The organism is Kiloniella sp., from assembly GCF_048270245.1.
GTDB lineage: Bacteria > Pseudomonadota > Alphaproteobacteria > Kiloniellales > Kiloniellaceae > Kiloniella.
Window position 1 is genome coordinate 93486 of the sequence record NZ_JBLWTH010000010.1, and the last position, 17167, is coordinate 110652.

Below are 17167 nucleotides of genomic sequence, written 5' to 3' on the forward strand. Positions count from 1 at the left end.
GCTGATCTTAGAGTGAAGGTAAAAAGGTAAGTGTGGCTGAGTTCGATTGTTCTCTTTAACTGACTAAGATTTGATGGTTAACCGGTATAGGCAGCGCCCAGCATGCACTTATCGTATAGATTTTCTATATTTGCCAGATATCTGGTGACTGGGCAATAAAATGGAGAGCGGGATAGATGAATGGGCTCTCCATAAAAACAACCCTATCAATAATATATATCTGCTAGAGAAAATACTTCTGGGGTTAAATATTTTAGGTCCAAATATTATGAAGCAAGTAATATCCCATGGGTTAGAGCGGGGTTACATCAACATAAATCTGATAATCCTGAATAAGATCGTTTCTTATTTCTAAAACCGTTGCAAAGGGAAGTGAGAGTTTGCTTTGGTCCAACCGTTTGTAATGCACTTCGCCCTTGCAGATAATATCATTGCTTTGTGCCCATATGCGGTCAATTCTATGGGTCATTGTATCAATTATTTGAAAGAAATTATCATTCACTTCAAGTACGGCTTTCTTGCCCCGGACAGGATCAAAATTACCAAGCTGAAACCGAAGATCCTCAGCCAAAAAGGTACTCAGTTTCGATGTGCTTTTTGCATCCACAGCCTGATACAGTTCGGTGATTAGATTAGTGGCTTCTAATGTCGAGATTTCTGTGGCCGACAAAGGTGTTTCTAATACGAGGCTTGTCATTGTTTTCTCTTTTGCTTTTGCTTTTGCTTTTGCTTTTGCTGTTGCTGTTGGTGTGGGCCGAGGCCGATTTTAATAATTATTTTTGATCCTATTCAGGGTACTTAAGGCGTGTCATAGAGGTTTCGTTCAGCAGGATCGTTGCTGTAATATTGGATGAATTCGAATTGGAAACCTTCGGGATCGACAAAATAGACCGTCTTGCGAAATGGGTGGTCTCCGCCCAGAATGTCGATTTCAAATCCCTTGTTCTGAAGGCGTTCGATAATACCCTCGACGTCATCAACTTCAAAACCCAGATGAGCGAGGCCGGGGGTATGCCCAGATAGTTCGCGGTTTTCACCTTCGCCGTTATCGTTCAGTGTGATGTAGGTGGTATCGTCCCCCACATGTAACCAGCGACGGGGCTTTCCCTTCCATTTCATTTCGCCTTGGCCGCGCACAGCCCATTTTGGAAAGGCTGTTTGGATGAATTCCAGAGTAGCTGCCAAGTCGGTTACAACTAGATTGGCGTGTTCAAAGCGTACCATGGGGTCTCCTTTGTTTTTAAGTTTATGATTTTAATTTCTTTGGTCGCTAAATGTGACCATGAAAAGGAAAGTCTGTTGTATCTGAATTTAAAATAGGGAGTTTCTTTTAGTGATATAATGGGTGTTTTTGGAAACTGACTGGTGAGTTTAAGTTGACAATTTTTATGTATTCTTGGAATAACGATGGGCGAAATGACAACCGGTGGAATGAAGATGGAAAGCATGAATGCGATACCTGTGTTTGTGGCAGTAGTTGAGGAGGGGAGCTTTGCCGCTGCTGCCCGACGTCTTGGGGTTACAAAATCGGCGGTGAGCAAACGAATTTCCCTGCTTGAAGCCCATTTGGGCGTACAGCTGTTGCATCGATCAACGCGCAAATTGAGTCTTAGCGAAGCTGGGGAGCAATATTTTGCACATGCAATTCAGTCATTGGCAGCGGCACAGGATGCCGCAGATGCCGTTGCACAGCTTCAAGGGGCGCCACAGGGGCGATTGAGGATCAATACGCCAATGTCTTTTGGTCGCTTGCATATCGCCCCGCTTATCCCAGATTTTCTTGCTGCTTATCCCGGGGTTGGCGTTGATATGGTCATGGATGACCGAGTTGTTGATATGGTCGAGGGCGGCTTTGATCTGGCTATCAGGGTACGAACTTTGGAAGACAGTGCCTTAATTGCGCGAAAACTTGCGCCTTGCCACAATCTTTTGTGTGCTGCGCCTAGTTATCTGAAAAAGCATGGGACCCCAAAACACCCACATGATTTACAGAAACATAATTGTTTACAATATGCCTATGCCAATAAAATCCACACTTGGCGGTTTGAGGAAACAAATAATGGGGATGTTATTAATCTGGATGTAACCGGCAGTTATCAGGTTAATAATTCAGAAGCTCTTCGTGAAGCACTTGTCGCAGGTGTTGGCATTGCACGCCTTCCGACCTTTATTGCCGGTGCTGATATTACTGCGGGACGCTTGGTGCCGCTGTTACCCGACTACAAACTTCCCAGCCAAATTATATACGCGGTCTTTCCTGAACGTCGTCATCTTCCTGCTAAAGTCAGGGTTTTTATTGATTACCTCGTTGAAAAAATTGGTGGAGATCAGCCATACTGGGAAACATATTTTAATTTATATTGAAAAGATTAACTCTTATAGTGCTCTATGAAACGAAGCTTGGTGTCGTTCAAATGCAATGAATTTTCTTTGGAGATAATTTTTAGTGAATTTCTTTCGTATCATACTGGCGATTATATTTTTGGGTGCCTTTTCACCGGCAACCGCGTCAGAAAATACAGGTTCACTTCGATTGTGTTATGAAAATCGAGCTCAACCACCCTATTATATGGGGGATGATGCAGTTGTGCCACTGCATCAACGAGGCGTTTATGTTGATATACTCGCCAAAGTAGCGGCTGAGCTCGGTATTTGGATGCAATTGGTACGGCGTCCTTGGAAGCGTTGCCTGCGATTACTTGAATTGAACGAAGTCGATGGTGTTCTGGGAGTATCTTATCTGGCGGAGCGAGAAGCTATAGGACGTTATCCGCGAGTGAATGGCGCACTTGATCATAATGCGAGATTGGCGATGAAGAGCTATTCTTTTTATGTTCGAAGAGATCACCAGATACCATGGAAGGGCGTGCTGAGCGAGGTTGAGGGATATTCTGTCGGAGTGCCTCTTGGTTACGCAATCAGTTCAAGATTAGTAAAAGCAGGTGTGAAGGTTTCAGAGCAGTCTCATACGGAATTTCTTCTGGAAATGCTGAAACATAAAAGGATTGAAGCTGTTACGACCTTGGCCGGAGCGGGGGACTTTCAGATACGTGAAGATCCTGAAAGATATAAAGATATTGTCAAGTTATCACCAAGTTTACAGGCCCAATCGTATCATTTGTTGATTGGATATGAGTTTTATGCCGATAATCGGGAAATGGTCGAAAGAATATGGGATCTTATTCCTTCCTATAGAACAGAAATTAATGCGAAATATGGAATAACGGATTAGTTAAGGGCATATGGGTTAGTTCTCAAGGGCTTTCACATAGCGTGTGACCGATCGTTCCTCCGCGAGCTTTCCGTCTTTACCAATTGTCCGGCCCTCAAAGGCGCCATGTACGGTGTCAAAATCGAAATCGGCAACTGAATTTGCAATTTCTCGCACCTTGCTGGCAGGCAATGGAATATAGTTTGGATAGCTGCGCATAAAGCTGACGTGTTTACGGTCCGCGACGACCTGCATGATGTCCCCGGTAAAAAGGAAGCCTTTGTCCTGTTGCCAATGGAGAAGGGTGCTGCCTGCGAAGTGACCGCCGCATTTAATCAGGGTAACATCTGGGTTCAATGTTAAGCTGTTTCCTGTCCAATGATTAATGGCGGGGTGAGGTTTTTGAACCCATTGGGCATCATTACGGTGAAGGTAAATAGGGGGATGATCAAAAGCATCACTCCAATCGCTCATCGCTGTGTAATAATGAGGATGCGAGATTGCGATAGCCGTAAGTCCACCCCGGCTTTTGATCCAGTCCATTGTTGGTTGATCCAGAATGGCAAGGCAATCCCACAGAATATTGCCATGGGGCGTTTCTATGAAAAAAGCACGCTGCCCAATTGCTGCGCGTGGCGTTATTTCAAAGCTATGTAAACCCGGAAAATGTTCCGTACGCTTTAAGCTGTGTCGGGCCTTCAATTGAGAGGATGTTATCCACTTCTGCCCTGTTTCGGGGACGTACTGGCGTTCATCCTCACAGATCGGACAGTGTGTTGGGGGGCTTGTGGATCCGGATTTTGTTCTGAATTTTGTTCTGGGTACTGTGTACCGCAAGTGACGCAGAGGTATTCTGTCATGTCGGCCCTTTCCATATCGCTGTTATATATGAAATCAGGGGGAATACCTTTTAATAATGATCCCATTTTTACAAAATGAATATTTTCTACAATCTTGCTTGCAATTAAAATCTAAACCTTGCTCTATGGTTTAATATTTATCAAAACTGGAACAGGTCTATGGCCCCAAAGAATCAAATTTCCGGGAATAGTGGTCCGTCTGCAAACATTGAAAATGCAGGGGTTGACCCGAAAGAGAACTTTAAGGGTGCGGCCTTTATGGTGGTCAGTCAGGCGGCGTTTGTTTTCAATGATGCTTTGATGAAGCTGGCTTCGGCTGATCTGTCTTTGTTTCAGACAATTTTTCTGCGTGGGCTTTTTACGACGTTGTTTCTGGGGCTTATTGCCTGGCGAACCAAAGCACTATTTCATTCGGTTTCAATTGCGGACAGAAAAGTTTTGGCCTTTCGAATTTTTGGTGAGGTCGGGGCAACGCTCTGTTACCTGACGGCTTTGTTTAACATGCCGATTGCCAACTCAACGGCAATTCTACAGGCCCTGCCATTGGCTGTTACTTTGGGGGCGGCACTCTTTTTGGGTGAAACCGTGGGGTGGCGGCGTTATTCCGCGATTGCGGTTGGCTTTATTGGTGTTTTGATCATTGTCCGACCGGGGGCAGAGGGTTTTAACGCTTATTCCTTCTGGGCCTTGGCTGCGGTGGTTTTCATTGTCATGCGTGACCTTGCGACCAAGAAGGTCTCTAACGCGGTTCCTTCTATCTACGTTGCCCTGTTGACATCTATCTTTTTAACCCTGACGGCTGGGGTCTTGCTCCCCACATCGGGATGGCAGCCCGTTCAGGCAATATCCTTGGGATACCTGACCGGGGCGGGCTGTTTTGTCATGGTTGGTTATCTGAGTGTTATTATCGCCATGCGCCGGGGCGAGACCGCTTTTGTATCCCCCTTCCGCTATACAATTTTGCTTTGGGCGATCTTGCTCGGGATCGTTGTTTTTGGGGATATACCCGATTTCTGGACAAATGTCGGTAGTATTATTCTGGTCATTACGGGTGTCTATACCTTCTATCGTGAAAACAAGCTGAAAAAGCGGGCTGAAGCCCGAGGTGGGCAAAACATAAAATCGTCCCAGGATGATGATGATAACGGTGCGGAGCAAACCATCTGGCCGGAAAAGATCAAAGATCTGGAAAAGGCCGAAGAAATGATCAATCGATGAATAAGTTACTGGGGTGATAAGTTCCCAGTGCGATAAGTTGTTGTGGCGAGGGGAAAGTTTAATTGAGCGGGCCAAGCAAGAAAGCGGATCAGACAAACAGTAAAACATCAGCTGATGAGAACGAACCTGGTAAAGCTGTTGGGAATAATATTGTTGCCGAGACAATTGCGCTTGATGCTGCAATAACTGAAGCCACGGATGAAGGTGATCGCGGGGCTAAGGGAAACTTGCGCGGGGCTTTGTTGATGTCTCTTGGGATGGCAGCCTTTATTGGTAATGTGACGCTGATGAAGCTTGTTTCTTTTGACCTGACCTTGTTTCAGGCGATTTTTCTCCGTGGGTGTTGTGCGGCGTTGGTTTTAGGGGGCTTTGCCTGGTACCGAAAAGAACTGTTTGTTTCTTTAAGCGGGCAGGATGCCAAGGTTTTGATCATCCGCGTGATCGGTGAAATTGGTGCATCCCTTTGTTACTTTATGGCCCTTTTCAATATGCCGGTTGCCAATGTAACGGCGATTTTACAGGCCTTACCCCTGGTGATCACTTTGGGGGCAGCGGTCTTTTTGGGCGAAACGGTGGGGTGGCGTCGATATGGCGGTATTGCACTGGGCTTTGTTGGCGTTCTGATTATTGTTCAACCGGGAACCGATGGGTTTAGTGTCTATTCACTATGGGCGCTTGCGTCGATGTTATCGGTCGCGATACGAGATCTGGCCACTCGAAAGATATCATCGGGGCTGCCATCTCTGTTCGTGGCCTTTGTGACAATGGTCTCGGTTACGCTGGTTTGCGCTTTGTTATTACCGACCATGGAATGGAAAGAAGTCACGGGCGATACAATAGGACTTCTGATGGGGGCAGCCTTTTTCATCATGCTGGTTCATATCACCCTGATCCGGGCAATGCGCGTGGGCGAAGTCGCCTTTGTTGCTCCCTTTCGCTATACCGTGATGGTCTGGGCGCTGTTGGTCGGATACTTTGTTTTTAATGAACCACCAGATACGGCAACCGTCGTTGGTTGTAGCCTGTTGATTATCACTGGTCTTTATTCTTTCTGGCGTGAACGCAGGGCTAAAGGTCTATGATCTCAGTATTTCAAAGCGTGTTTCGTTAGAAAATTAAAAATCTTCGGTATGGCAAACTTTATCAGCAAGGATGGTTAGCCAGGAAATGACTTCGCGGCTTTCTGGTGAAAGCTTGGCAGTTTCCAGTTGTTCGTCGCTTGCGTGTATCTTCAGGTCATTCCACTTCTGGCAAAAATCACTGAGGTCTCTTGGCTTGAGAGTGTCCTGATCGGGTACTATTTGTGGGGTCGGTTTATGACGTCCGGTCACACTTTTATTTCCTATTCTATTTTATTAAGTATTTGCTTTATATCGCCTATCTTTGCCTCTTGGTGAGGTTTTTGTCGCTAAGGTTATAATGAGCTTTGATCAAGTTTTAATCCGCCAAACTAAAATTGAATTTTTATATAGTGTATTATGAAGCAGTTATGAGATCAGGTAGCGTCCAAAAAGCGTGAAAAAAACGTAAAAGGTTTTTTAACTTTCTCTACAAGTGGTAATCTCTGTGAACTTAAAAGGGTAATTTAGAGGCATCGGTCTGATGCTTCTGATAAAGGGATAGGGTCTGGGTATAAAAATGCAAAATAACCCGGCAGCAAAAACACTTAAACTGCGGCTTTACGGCACCTTTAGCGCCGAGTGGTCCGATGGTAGCAAGCTTAATGTACGTAGTGCAAAACTGCGGGCAATGATTGCACTGTTGGCAATGGCGCCGGATATGACACGAACACGTTCGTGGCTACAGGATAAGCTGTGGTCGTTATCGGGTGTGGAATTGGGCCGTGCAAGTTTACGCCGGGGATTGAGCGATTTGAAACGGGCGATTGGCCCCGATTTTGACAGCCTGTTTGTTGTTTCCCATGATAATATTGGCCTTAATCACGATCTGGTTGAGCTGATTGGCACATCCGCCGAAGGTGAGTTTCTGGAAGGGTTGGAAATTGCCGAAGGTGGTTTTACATCATGGGTAAATGAACAACGAAGTAACCGCCCACAACTAAGCTCTGCGTTAGAGTTTTTTAATCCGTCGGATAAAACTGGCATTTTGCCGGCTGTCGCTGTTCTTCCCTTTTTGCAAAGTTTCAAGCGGGACGGTGAAAATGTTCTGGGGGATATGCTGGCCGAAGAAGTCTCGCGCGCACTTTCAAGATCACAGTTGATCGACGTTATTTCCCATCTGTCCTGTCGTAATCTGAATATGCGCCTTTTAAATCTGGCAGATGTCCGGCGGGCGTTGAATGTCGAATACGTCATTCACGGCAGCTACCGCTTATCTGGTGAGCGCTTTCATCTGGATGCTGATTTTCTGGATGCTGACAGCGGGCGTATTATCTGGTCGCGGCAGTTTTCTGCAAAGATGTCAGACTTCCTTAATGGCGGGCAGGAAATCGTCGCTGATATCTCTCGCCAGATTGGGCAGTCCATTCTATCTACGTCTATTGAGTTGGCGACGAGCAAGCCGCTACCAGAAGTGGCCAGCCACGCATTGCTGGTTTCAGGCGTTGCATTGATGCATAGGTTAAAACTCGCAAGTTTTGCCAAGGCCAGACCGTTAATTGAAGAGATTATCCGCAAATCACCCAATCATGCGTCTCTCTACGCTTGGTTGGGTAAGTGGTATGTTCTATCTGTTCATCAGGGGTGGAGTAGTGACCTTAAAAAAGACAGCCAGATTGCTAGGGATTGTACCGCTAGAGCCTTGGATTTAGATCCTGATTGTTCATTTTCTCTAGCCGCAGATGGATTAGTGCATAGCAATTTGCTGAAAGAATTTGATGCGGCAGAACGTAGATTTGATAGAGCAACAGAACTAAACCCTAATGATGCTTTGGCTTGGTTGCTCAAGGGAACCATGCACGCATTTCGTGATGAAGGAATGAAAGCTGTTTCCTTTACCAAAAGGGCTTGCTCATTGTCGCCCCTTGATCCTCAAAAGTATTATTTTGAGTCTTTAACTGCAACAGCTTTAGCTGCTGATCAACAGTACGATTTAGCGTTGGAATATGCCGAAAGTTCTCTAAAGGAAAATAGAAGGCACAGCTCAACATTAAGGGTAAAAACAGCTGCATTACATTTTTTGGGAAGAGAAGTTGAAGCGCAAGAGGCTGCAAAAGAACTATTGGTTTGTGAACCAAACCTTACAGTCAGCGGGTGGTTGATGAACCATCCTGCTGCAAATTTTAAAACAGGCCAAATGTGGGCAGAGGCTTTTCGAAAGTCTGGTGTGCCAAGCAACTAAACTACATTTTTGATGAAGCAAGGAACTTATTATGAGTTCAGTTTCTAGATAAAAATTTTTTAACAGGAGCTAGTAATGTCAATAAATTCAACACAATCTGGCATGAGCGGCATGAGCGGCATGAGCGGTATGAGTGGCATGAGCGGTATGAGCGGCATGAGCGGCATGAGTGGCATGGGCGGGATAGCAACAGGGGCATATTTAACGTCCTCTGATGCTATTCGCGATCCTTGGAATTTACCTGAGCCGGGTGTTGAACCACCACATATTCGTGCCGATCAGGCTGCTAATCTCAGCCGTTGGTCACCCCGTGTTCGTGCATCGACCATTTTAACTGACTTAATCTCTCGCCTGTCTTTTAAAGGGGATGCTGATGAAGGAGCTGTTTCAATATGGTTTCAACATGATCACCCTCACGGTGGGTTGGATCACGCGCCGCATCCTTCATATTCAAAATTGGCAAAGCTATCTCGACCAAGTGAAGAGGTCTTTCGATCTCAATTGGAATATGTACGGAACTATGCAGATCAACGTGCAGATCGGGCAGGGGAAATATTAGCGCAAGTTGGTTATCCGACTGAATTTTTCACCTCTGTTGTTCCTTTGAATGCGGCTACTCATACGCATACACTTCAACTAATAAGCCTTGTCCAACAGCTTGCATCGCATGTTGTGCTTAGAACCAAGCACAGCTTGGCTTGCCGGCGTCCGGATATCTATTCGGCACAAATTCAGCCGATTATTCCAACACCGGGGCATGGGACGTTACCAAGCGGTCATTCTACCGAAGCATTCACGGTAGCAACCGTTTTTGGGGCGCTGCTGGATGATACGATTATGTCGTTTCAACAAAGTCCTTCGATTAGGGAATTATTGCTTTCTGTTGCCGAGCGCATTGCAGTTAACCGTACTGTCGCGGGGGTGCATTTCCCGACGGATAGTACAGCTGGGGCAGCGTTGGGGACGACGCTTGGGCATTATTTGTTGCAGCTTGCCAGCGGAGAAAATGGCGATATTGATGCCGTCGAATTCATAGGGAACAACGCCACAGGTGATTTTGACAAATCTGTCATTGCCTTGGGCGATGGGGATAGTGACCCGGTTGTAAAGTGGGGTACGTCCGAGGTTCATGGAGAGCCGGATAACCTGTTCCGTTGGTTGTGGCTCAAAGCCAAAAGCGAGTGGGAGGAAGCACCCGCTGCGGGAGGCAGCAATGGCTGATACCTATCGGTGGCAGGACGATGGCATCAAGGCCGTTGATCCCTATGAAGACTGGCTGCTGGATACGGGGGCAGGCTATGGCTTTCCCTTTGGTCCGCCAAATGAAGCGCACTGTTATACCGGCACCGAAGCGTCGGAAAACTTTGCTGCGGGCGATGAAAATCCGGATGCGATTTACCCGACACTTTACCGTCCGGGGGGTGAGCAGCCTAGCTTTCGTCCTTTTGTTCTGAGGGAAAGTACCGTTGGTCGACAACGTTCTTCTGGCCGTGCTTTTGAACATTCAACTGCGCGAACCACAGAAATCAAACGCCGTATAGGCGTTCCGTTACGAGCCGCTAGTGTTAATCAGAGCTATGCGCCTGATCAATCTCCTGATCCATCCTCGACTTCGGGGCAATCTTCTGTATGTACGGGTGGTGGTAGTTCTGGGGCAAAGGTTGTGATCGGCGTTATTGATGATGGTATTGCTATCGCCAATCGTCGGTTTCAGTCAGAACTTGGCAGCACACGAATTGATTTTGCGTGGGTGCAGGATGGTGATGCGGAATCTGGTTCAGGTTCGGACGTTGGCTCTGTTACTAGCTCTGGCGTTGCTTTTGGCCGGGAATATACCAAGGCTGATATCGACAGTACCTTTGCCCAATACACAGATGCATTGGGCGCAACCAATGAAGCCGCGCTTTATCGGGCGTTGGGATTGGTGGATAGCCGCAAGGTAATGCCAAATTCACTGGATGGTAAAGCAGCACACGGCACACATGTGCTCGATCTGGCGGCCGGGGCGGATTACGAAAGTATGTCATCAGATGCTTTAGACGAGGATCGGATTATAACGGTACAGGTGCCCGCCGCTGTGACTTGGGACACGTCGGGTATGGGGCTGGACAGTTTCATTTTGGCGGGGGTGCATTACATTCTTGATCGTGCAGATCGCATTGCGCCGAACCTGCCTGTGGTGATTAATTTCAGTTACGGGATTTTTGGCGGTCCGCATGATGGGACGTCAATGCTGGAAAAGGCAATTGATGAAATTGTCACCGCCAGAAACGACCGTGTTGCGCCGACGTCTGTGGTGTTGCCTTCGGGAAATCATCATTTGGAACGATCTCATGCTGTGATTACAGATGATGATTTTAAGGTTGGCGATTGTGCTGATGATACAGCCCCAACCCCAGCCACCGCGTACTGTGACCTGCCCTGGCGGGTACAGCCTAATGACCGAACATCCAGCTATCTGGAAATCTGGATGCCAAACTCGGGCTATGACGACGGAGACATCGAGGTTGAGGTTATCCCGCCGATAACAGAGGAAATTCCCTCGCAAAAACTAACAGGCGTTGTGGATAGCGCCGTTGTTCTGACACGGGGGGCAAGGGCCATTGCGCGGTTGTCGTATGACAGGCACACACCTTTGTCGGAAGATGATGAACGCGGACGTTTTATGCTAACCCTTGCGCCAACAGAAGTACGCCCAAAAGAAGGTGTGGGAAACGCTGGGCTAAAGGCTGCACCGAATGGTCTGTGGATGGTGCGGGTGACCAAGCGGTTGGGTAAGGACCTACCGGCATCAATTCACGCCCGTATTCAACGCGATGCTTCGCCTTTTGGGTATCCTGCATTGGGGCGGCAATCCTATTTCGATGATGGGGCCTATAGGGTCTATGATCGCGAAGGGAAGCTAGAGGTACAGGATAATCAATCCATCGTGAAACGCGCTGGGGCTTCTAATGGTCTTGCGACAGGTGAGGTGCCTGTTGTTGTTGGTGGTCATGTCGAAGAAACGGGGCGGGCGGCCCTTTACAGCGGTTATCAAACCACGGACGCCAGTCTGCCGGAACAATCCACCAGTCCTTTTGTTTCTGCGGAAAGCGATCGCAGTCCTGTCTTTCGCGGCGTACGGGCATCAGGTGTTAATTCTGGTGTGTCCGTTGCGCTAGACGGCACGTCAGTTGCGGCACCCACGATCACTCGTGCGATTGCAAATGCCTATAAAACAGGTGTTGCAACCGACGCGGTTGATGAGCTTCAGGCACAGGCAATTGCCATTGAAGCAACCCGGCAGGCCAAGGGATACTTTACGCCACTTGATCCCGATCGACAGGGCGTCGGACGTTTTCCATTAGGTGAAATTTACGGCAGCTAGATGTTTGTTCTGTCTGTTTGTTTGCCTGGGATACAAACAGCATGGGCCTATGGAGAACTCAATTAGAAAAGCTTGTAAAATGGGCGACGTAGAAGGGCCGGGGAATTTCCCGGCCCTTGTTGTTTGAAGTGCGGATGATTTAAATAACCGTTTTATTGAGGCTTCGGTAAAGGTCAGTGCCTTCGCGGGCAAAGTTATTGGCATTGTCAACGGCACTGGTGATTGACACCAGATTTTCGTTGACCTCACTGACCGCGGTTGCGGCTGATTGCATGCTAGATGCTATTTCGTGAGAAGCAGATGTTTGTTCTTCTACCGCACCGGAAACGGCTGTGACGCTACTTTCTACGGAACCCACGGCATCGCGGATGCTGTTTAGGTTTTCAACCACGTTATCGCAGACAGATTGCATGCCAATGATTTCTGATGAAATCTGTTCTGTGGCGGTGCCGACCTGATTGGCCAGTGCCTTGACTTCGGATGCCACAACGGCAAAGCCTTTGCCTGCTTCACCTGCGCGGGCGGATTCAATGGTTGCGTTTAGGGCCAACAGGTTAATTTGTCCGGCAATGTCCTGAATAACACTGACAACACTGTTCATAGACAGGGCCTGCTCGGTCAGTTTTTGGGTGAGCTGATCGGCATTGGTTGCTTCTTCAATTGCTTTTTTTACATCGTTTCGCGATGTGTTCATGCTGCGGGCAATTTCACTGGCTGATGCCTGAAACTCTTCGGATGCAGACGCAACGGATTGAACGGTTTGTAGGGTGTTGTTCGATGCGGAACTGGCCGCTGATGACTGTGCATTTGCATTCTCAACGGCTTCGAGAATTTTCACGAGGTTATCATCAACAAGCTTACCAACCCTGGCTGCTTCTTGTCGATCTGCAATCTGTTGAGTGATATCAGTTGCAAACTTGACGACCTTAAACGGGTTGCCATCGGGGTCAAGGATTGGATTGTAGGATGCCTGTATCCAGATCTCTTTCCCGCCCTTTCCGATGCGTTTGTATTCCGCCGTCTGGAATTCACCCCGTCGCAGTGAGTCCCAGAACTGTTCGTATTCTTTGGAATTTTTGTACTCTTCTTCAACAAACAAGCGGTGGTGCTGTCCCTGAATTTCACGCAGTTCATAGCCAACGGTTTTGAGGAAATTTTCGTTGGCATCAATGATGGTACCATCCAGATTAAAGGAAATAACCGCCTGTGATTTATTCACGGCATTGATCTGACCTTTGTAATCAGAATTTTGCAGCGTTTGTTCAGTAATGTCGGTGGCGTATTTAATAACCTTGGTGACTTTTCCTGATGCATCGATTATGGGGTTGTAAGATGCTTGGATCCAGATTGGTTTACCGCTTTTTGTGATCCGCTTATATTCAGCAGCCTGAAACTCTCCCTTTTTAAGGTTTGCCCAAAACTGTTTGTATTCAGCAGAGCTTTTATAGGCAGGGTCGACAAACATGCTGTGATGTTTGCCTTTTATTTCTTCTAAGGTGTAGCCCAAAGCACCAATGAAATTACGGTTTGCTGTGATAATGGTGCCATCGACTTCAAATTGAATAACAGCCTGAGATTTATTCAGGGCATTCAAAATCAACGTCATTTCAATTTTGTTTAACTTATAACTTTTTGGCTGATCCGCCGTTAACCGGGAGTTTTTACCAAACGAGAACATACGGGGTAATCCTTTCTAACTCTCAGCTATAAAATCTTAGAGAGCAGTCTTATTTACAGTGAAAAATATCAATGCGAGATAATATTTTTAACCAGGTTATTCGGCTTGTTGATAGTTAGTGTTTAAAGGTTAAATTTTGCTAAATTTTTTTGGCCTTAAAACCTGTTTGCAGCCTTGGGTTTATGTCGGGTTATGATCGAGATGCTTACCGTTGAAATTTCGGGCATGATCGCTTCTTCGTTCTGCTTAAAACTAAGTGTTTGGTTGCGGCATCTTTTATGCCCCGTATTCATTGCTTTGATGAAAATTTTAGGGTTTTCAAAACATAAAAGTGACCTCTATATCATTTATTGGGCGGCGGTCTGTTCGCCGACAGCCTGCGACACTGCGGTTACACGACCTTCGACCGATGCTACGGCGTTGCTGATACTGTCCAGATTAGTGTTAACTTCATTAACGGCCATTGCAGCGGTTTGAATATTTGATGCAATTTCACTCGATGCAGCAGTTTGCTCTTCTACGGCACCAGATACAGAGGTTACACTGCCTTCGACGGATTCAACGGCACCTCTGATACTGGTTAAATTTTCCACCACGCTGCTGCAAATTGATTGCATGCCGCTAATTTCAGACGAAATTTTTTCTGTCGCACTCCCGACCTGATTGGCTAGTGCTTTGACTTCGGATGCGACGACGGCAAAGCCCTTTCCGGCTTCTCCGGCACGTGCGGATTCAATCGTGGCATTTAAGGCAAGTAGATTGATTTGCCCGGCAATATCTTGAATAACACTGACAACGCTATCCATCGACAGGGCTTGTTCTGTGAGCTTTTGGGTGAGGTCATCTGCTGTGTGGGCTTCTTCGATTGCCTTTCTGACGTCATCTTGTGAAGCTGTCATGCTTCTGGCTATTTCCGTTACAGAGGCTTGAAATTCTTCAGATGCAGCGGCAACTGATTCGACCATTTGCAATGTTTCTGTTGATGCTTGGGCCGCTGAAGATGACTGGTTATTTACGGCAACGACTGTTTCCAGTATTTTCCCTAGGTTTTCATCGACGATTTCGCTGACCTTGGTTGCCTTTTCCCGATTGATAACCTGCTGGGTGATATCGGTAGCAAATTTGACGACTTTAAAGGGTTTTCCATTCGGATCAAAAATCGGGTTATAGGACGCCTGTATCCAGATTTCCTTGCCACCTTTGCCTATTCGTTTGTATTCGGCTGTTTGAAATTCTCCGCGCCGCAGACTTTCCCAAAACTGGATATATTCATCTGATTGCTTATCTTTTGGATCAACAAACATACTATGATGTTGGCCCTGAATGTCTTCGAGATTGTAACCAACTGCGTTTAAGAAATTATCATTTGCATCAATAATGGTTCCGTCCAATTCAAACGAGATAACGGCTTGTGATTTCCCGATCGCGCTAATTTGACCCTTGTAATCTGCATTTTGCAATGTCTGCTGGGTAATGTCGGTTGCATATTTGACGACTTTAACGACTTTTCCTGATGAATTCATGATCGGGTTATAGGATGCCTGTATCCAGATTTCCCCTCCCCCTTTGCTGATGCGCTTGTATTCTGCAGACTGGAACTTTCCTTCGTTTAAGTCTGCCCAGAACTGTTTGTATTCGGGCGAACTTTTATATGATTCCTCTACAAACATACTGTGATGTTGGCCTTTGACTTCTTCTAGCGTGTACCCCATGGCCGCGAGGAAATTTTTATTGGCTGTAATAATTGTACCATCTGTTTGAAACTGAATAACAGCCTGGGATTGGTTTAAAGCTGATAGGATAAAGTCCATTTCCGCTTTGTTAAACTTACAGTTTTTTGGGCGATGATCGACAGGGCGAGACTTTTTACCAAGTTTGAGCATATCTGTTTGTCCTTTGCAGCCTGTGCCCTTTTCTGGGCAAGGCTTGTTGTAAAGGTATCATGTACATGGCAACACAACTTTTGATACCCTGTGAGAGCTGTACCAAACGCTAAGATGGTAAAGGCAGATAATTAAAATTTCCTGAACCTATGAGGGCTAGGTCTGTAATTTTTTATCCCTGTGCGTGTGTTTGTTTTTGTGGTGAAGGGGGCAATAAAACAGAAAAAAATGGTGATTTTTAATGTAAAAGGTGGGGCCCATCATTAAGGGGGATATGATGGGCCCCGTTAAGTAGGGCCAGAATAATGCGAGCCCATACTTAATTAGATGATTTAGCCCTTCGTATCTTCTTTGCAGAACGAGAGAAAGCTAAATTATTACTTATTTTCGTCATATAAGCCTGAAATATGGAATATCAAGCAGGAAGTAAAATTCCTGCCTTACTTCGTTTTGCCACCATGACCAAAATCAGTGCTGTGACCCCACAGAAGCAAAGGGCAAAGACCATGTGCATCACAGTTCCGTCATAGAGCCGACCGGCCGAGACAGAAACGGCCACGGCAACCAAACTAGAGATAGAGGCAATGACAGATGCGCCCAATCCAGCCATTTTTCCAAGGGACTGCATCGCCATGGCATTGATGTTGCCAAAGAGAATGCCAACCCAAAGGAAAATGAAGAAGCCATTGATCATAAAGACTGCAAAGGGCGGAATTCCATCATAAGGTAAGGCAAAGAAAAACAAAGTTGCGGTAAAGAAAATCAGAGCACTGAGAGCAAAAACCACCATCCTGTGCATGCCAAAGCGCATGACCAATTGTGAGTTGATCAAAGAAGAGAGAGCAACAGAAGAGGCCAAAACAGCAAAGTAGAGCGGGAAGTTATCGACCACACCATATAAGTCTTCGAAGATCGACTGGGATGTACTTACATAGACCAGCAAGGCCCCGAAAATCATACCGCCAGAAACCGAATAACACATGACTTTGCCATGCTTTAGAATACGACCCGTGGATTGCATTAATTTTTTTGGTGAAAGTGGTATCCGGTTTTCTTTTAACAGTGTTTCAGGCTGACGAATGATCAACCAAAATCCAGTTGAAACTGAAAGAATAAGAAACGAGAAGAAAATATATCGCCATTCGGCAATGGCCAAAACCATCTGACCAAAGGCGGGAGCGATCATCGGGATCATGATGAAGATGACCATAATAAAAGACATGATCCGTGCCATAGCTTCGCCTTCGTATTGATCGCGGATCAAAGCGCGGGTGGCTATTTTGGGACCTGATGCACCGATACCCTGGATAATACGGCCAAGGATCAATACCTCAAAGGTAGAGGCCGTCATTGCGACAATAGTGCCGCCAACATAAACACCGACACCCAGTAAAATTGCCCCTTTACGGCCGATGGCATCGGATACTGGACCGATAAAAAGTTCACCAAAAACCATCCCGAAAATAAAGAGAGAGATGATTAGCTGACTATCAAGCGGATCGGAAATGGCAAGGTCTGCACTAATTTGTGGCAGGGCAGGGAGCATTGCGTCAATGCTTAGCGCTGTAATAGAGGTGAGCAAAGCAAAAAGAATAACAAACTCGGGTAATTTTAAAGGACTTTTATTCATAATAATACGTTCTGATCTTT

The 17167-nt window shown here is 46.4% G+C and carries 14 protein-coding genes; 7 read left to right on the forward strand and 7 right to left on the reverse strand.

Annotation, left to right across the window (positions count from 1 at the left end; genetic code table 11):
* Positions 1-292: 292 nt before the first annotated feature.
* Entirely contained in the window at positions 293-697 is a 405-nt protein-coding gene (locus tag ACN0W5_RS17855; RefSeq protein WP_417455440.1) for a nuclear transport factor 2 family protein, read from the reverse strand.
* 101 nt (positions 698-798) lie between these two features.
* Positions 799-1224 (reverse strand): VOC family protein, encoded by a 426-nt coding sequence (locus ACN0W5_RS17860; RefSeq protein ID WP_417455441.1) that lies wholly within the window; start codon positions 1222-1224, stop codon positions 799-801.
* Between the two features lie 183 nt (positions 1225-1407).
* Between ACN0W5_RS17860 and ACN0W5_RS17865 the strand changes: the two genes are divergently transcribed.
* A complete protein-coding gene (locus ACN0W5_RS17865) occupies positions 1408-2364 on the forward strand; it encodes a LysR family transcriptional regulator (RefSeq protein WP_417455442.1) in 957 nt (318 codons plus the stop codon).
* Between the two features lie 82 nt (positions 2365-2446).
* Positions 2447-3232, forward strand: coding sequence for a substrate-binding periplasmic protein (locus tag ACN0W5_RS17870; RefSeq protein WP_417455443.1), 786 nt, complete (start codon positions 2447-2449; stop codon positions 3230-3232).
* 15 nt (positions 3233-3247) lie between these two features.
* Here the strand turns inward: ACN0W5_RS17870 and ACN0W5_RS17875 are convergent, their stop codons facing one another.
* Positions 3248-4048, reverse strand: a complete 801-nt coding sequence (locus ACN0W5_RS17875) for an MBL fold metallo-hydrolase (RefSeq protein WP_417455444.1) — start codon at positions 4046-4048, stop codon at positions 3248-3250.
* Between the two features lie 182 nt (positions 4049-4230).
* On the opposite strand from ACN0W5_RS17875, the gene ACN0W5_RS17880 reads away from it, so the two are divergent.
* Both ACN0W5_RS17880 and ACN0W5_RS17885 read left to right on the forward strand, forming a co-directional pair.
* On the forward strand, positions 4231-5289 hold the full coding sequence (locus tag ACN0W5_RS17880; protein WP_417455445.1) for a DMT family transporter: 1059 nt from the start codon (positions 4231-4233) through the stop codon (positions 5287-5289).
* Between the two features lie 62 nt (positions 5290-5351).
* On the forward strand, positions 5352-6371 hold the full coding sequence (locus tag ACN0W5_RS17885; protein WP_417455446.1) for a DMT family transporter: 1020 nt from the start codon (positions 5352-5354) through the stop codon (positions 6369-6371).
* Between the two features lie 33 nt (positions 6372-6404).
* On the opposite strand, the gene ACN0W5_RS17890 is transcribed toward ACN0W5_RS17885, so the two are convergent.
* Positions 6405-6620 carry a hypothetical protein gene (locus tag ACN0W5_RS17890; RefSeq protein ID WP_299375766.1) on the reverse strand — a complete coding sequence of 72 codons (216 nt, stop codon included), beginning with the start codon at positions 6618-6620 and terminating at the stop codon, positions 6405-6407.
* Positions 6621-6927: 307 nt separating this feature from the next.
* On the opposite strand from ACN0W5_RS17890, the gene ACN0W5_RS17895 reads away from it, so the two are divergent.
* The 3 genes from ACN0W5_RS17895 (at position 6928) to ACN0W5_RS17905 (ending at position 11956) form a co-directional block, all read left to right on the forward strand.
* Complete coding sequence (locus ACN0W5_RS17895) at positions 6928-8589, forward strand: hypothetical protein (protein ID WP_417455447.1); 1662 nt, start codon at positions 6928-6930, stop codon at positions 8587-8589.
* Positions 8590-8664: 75 nt separating this feature from the next.
* Positions 8665-9810 carry a phosphatase PAP2 family protein gene (locus ACN0W5_RS17900; protein ID WP_417455448.1) on the forward strand — a complete coding sequence of 382 codons (1146 nt, stop codon included), beginning with the start codon at positions 8665-8667 and terminating at the stop codon, positions 9808-9810.
* On the forward strand, positions 9803-11956 hold the full coding sequence (locus ACN0W5_RS17905) for a S8 family serine peptidase (RefSeq protein ID WP_417455449.1): 2154 nt from the start codon (positions 9803-9805) through the stop codon (positions 11954-11956). The genes ACN0W5_RS17900 and ACN0W5_RS17905 overlap by 8 nt, the downstream gene beginning before the upstream one ends.
* A gap of 139 nt (positions 11957-12095) precedes the next feature.
* Here the strand turns inward: ACN0W5_RS17905 and ACN0W5_RS17910 are convergent, their stop codons facing one another.
* The 3 genes from ACN0W5_RS17910 to ACN0W5_RS17920 all read right to left on the reverse strand — a co-directional run bounded on the left by ACN0W5_RS17910 (position 12096) and on the right by ACN0W5_RS17920 (position 17147).
* Positions 12096-13634, reverse strand: coding sequence for a methyl-accepting chemotaxis protein (locus ACN0W5_RS17910; protein ID WP_417455450.1), 1539 nt, complete (start codon positions 13632-13634; stop codon positions 12096-12098).
* A 347-nt stretch (positions 13635-13981) separates the two neighbouring features.
* Positions 13982-15517 (reverse strand): methyl-accepting chemotaxis protein, encoded by a 1536-nt coding sequence (locus tag ACN0W5_RS17915; RefSeq protein ID WP_417455451.1) that lies wholly within the window; start codon positions 15515-15517, stop codon positions 13982-13984.
* Positions 15518-15932: 415 nt separating this feature from the next.
* A complete protein-coding gene (locus tag ACN0W5_RS17920; protein ID WP_417455452.1) occupies positions 15933-17147 on the reverse strand; it encodes a multidrug effflux MFS transporter in 1215 nt (404 codons plus the stop codon).
* Positions 17148-17167 lie beyond the last annotated feature (20 nt).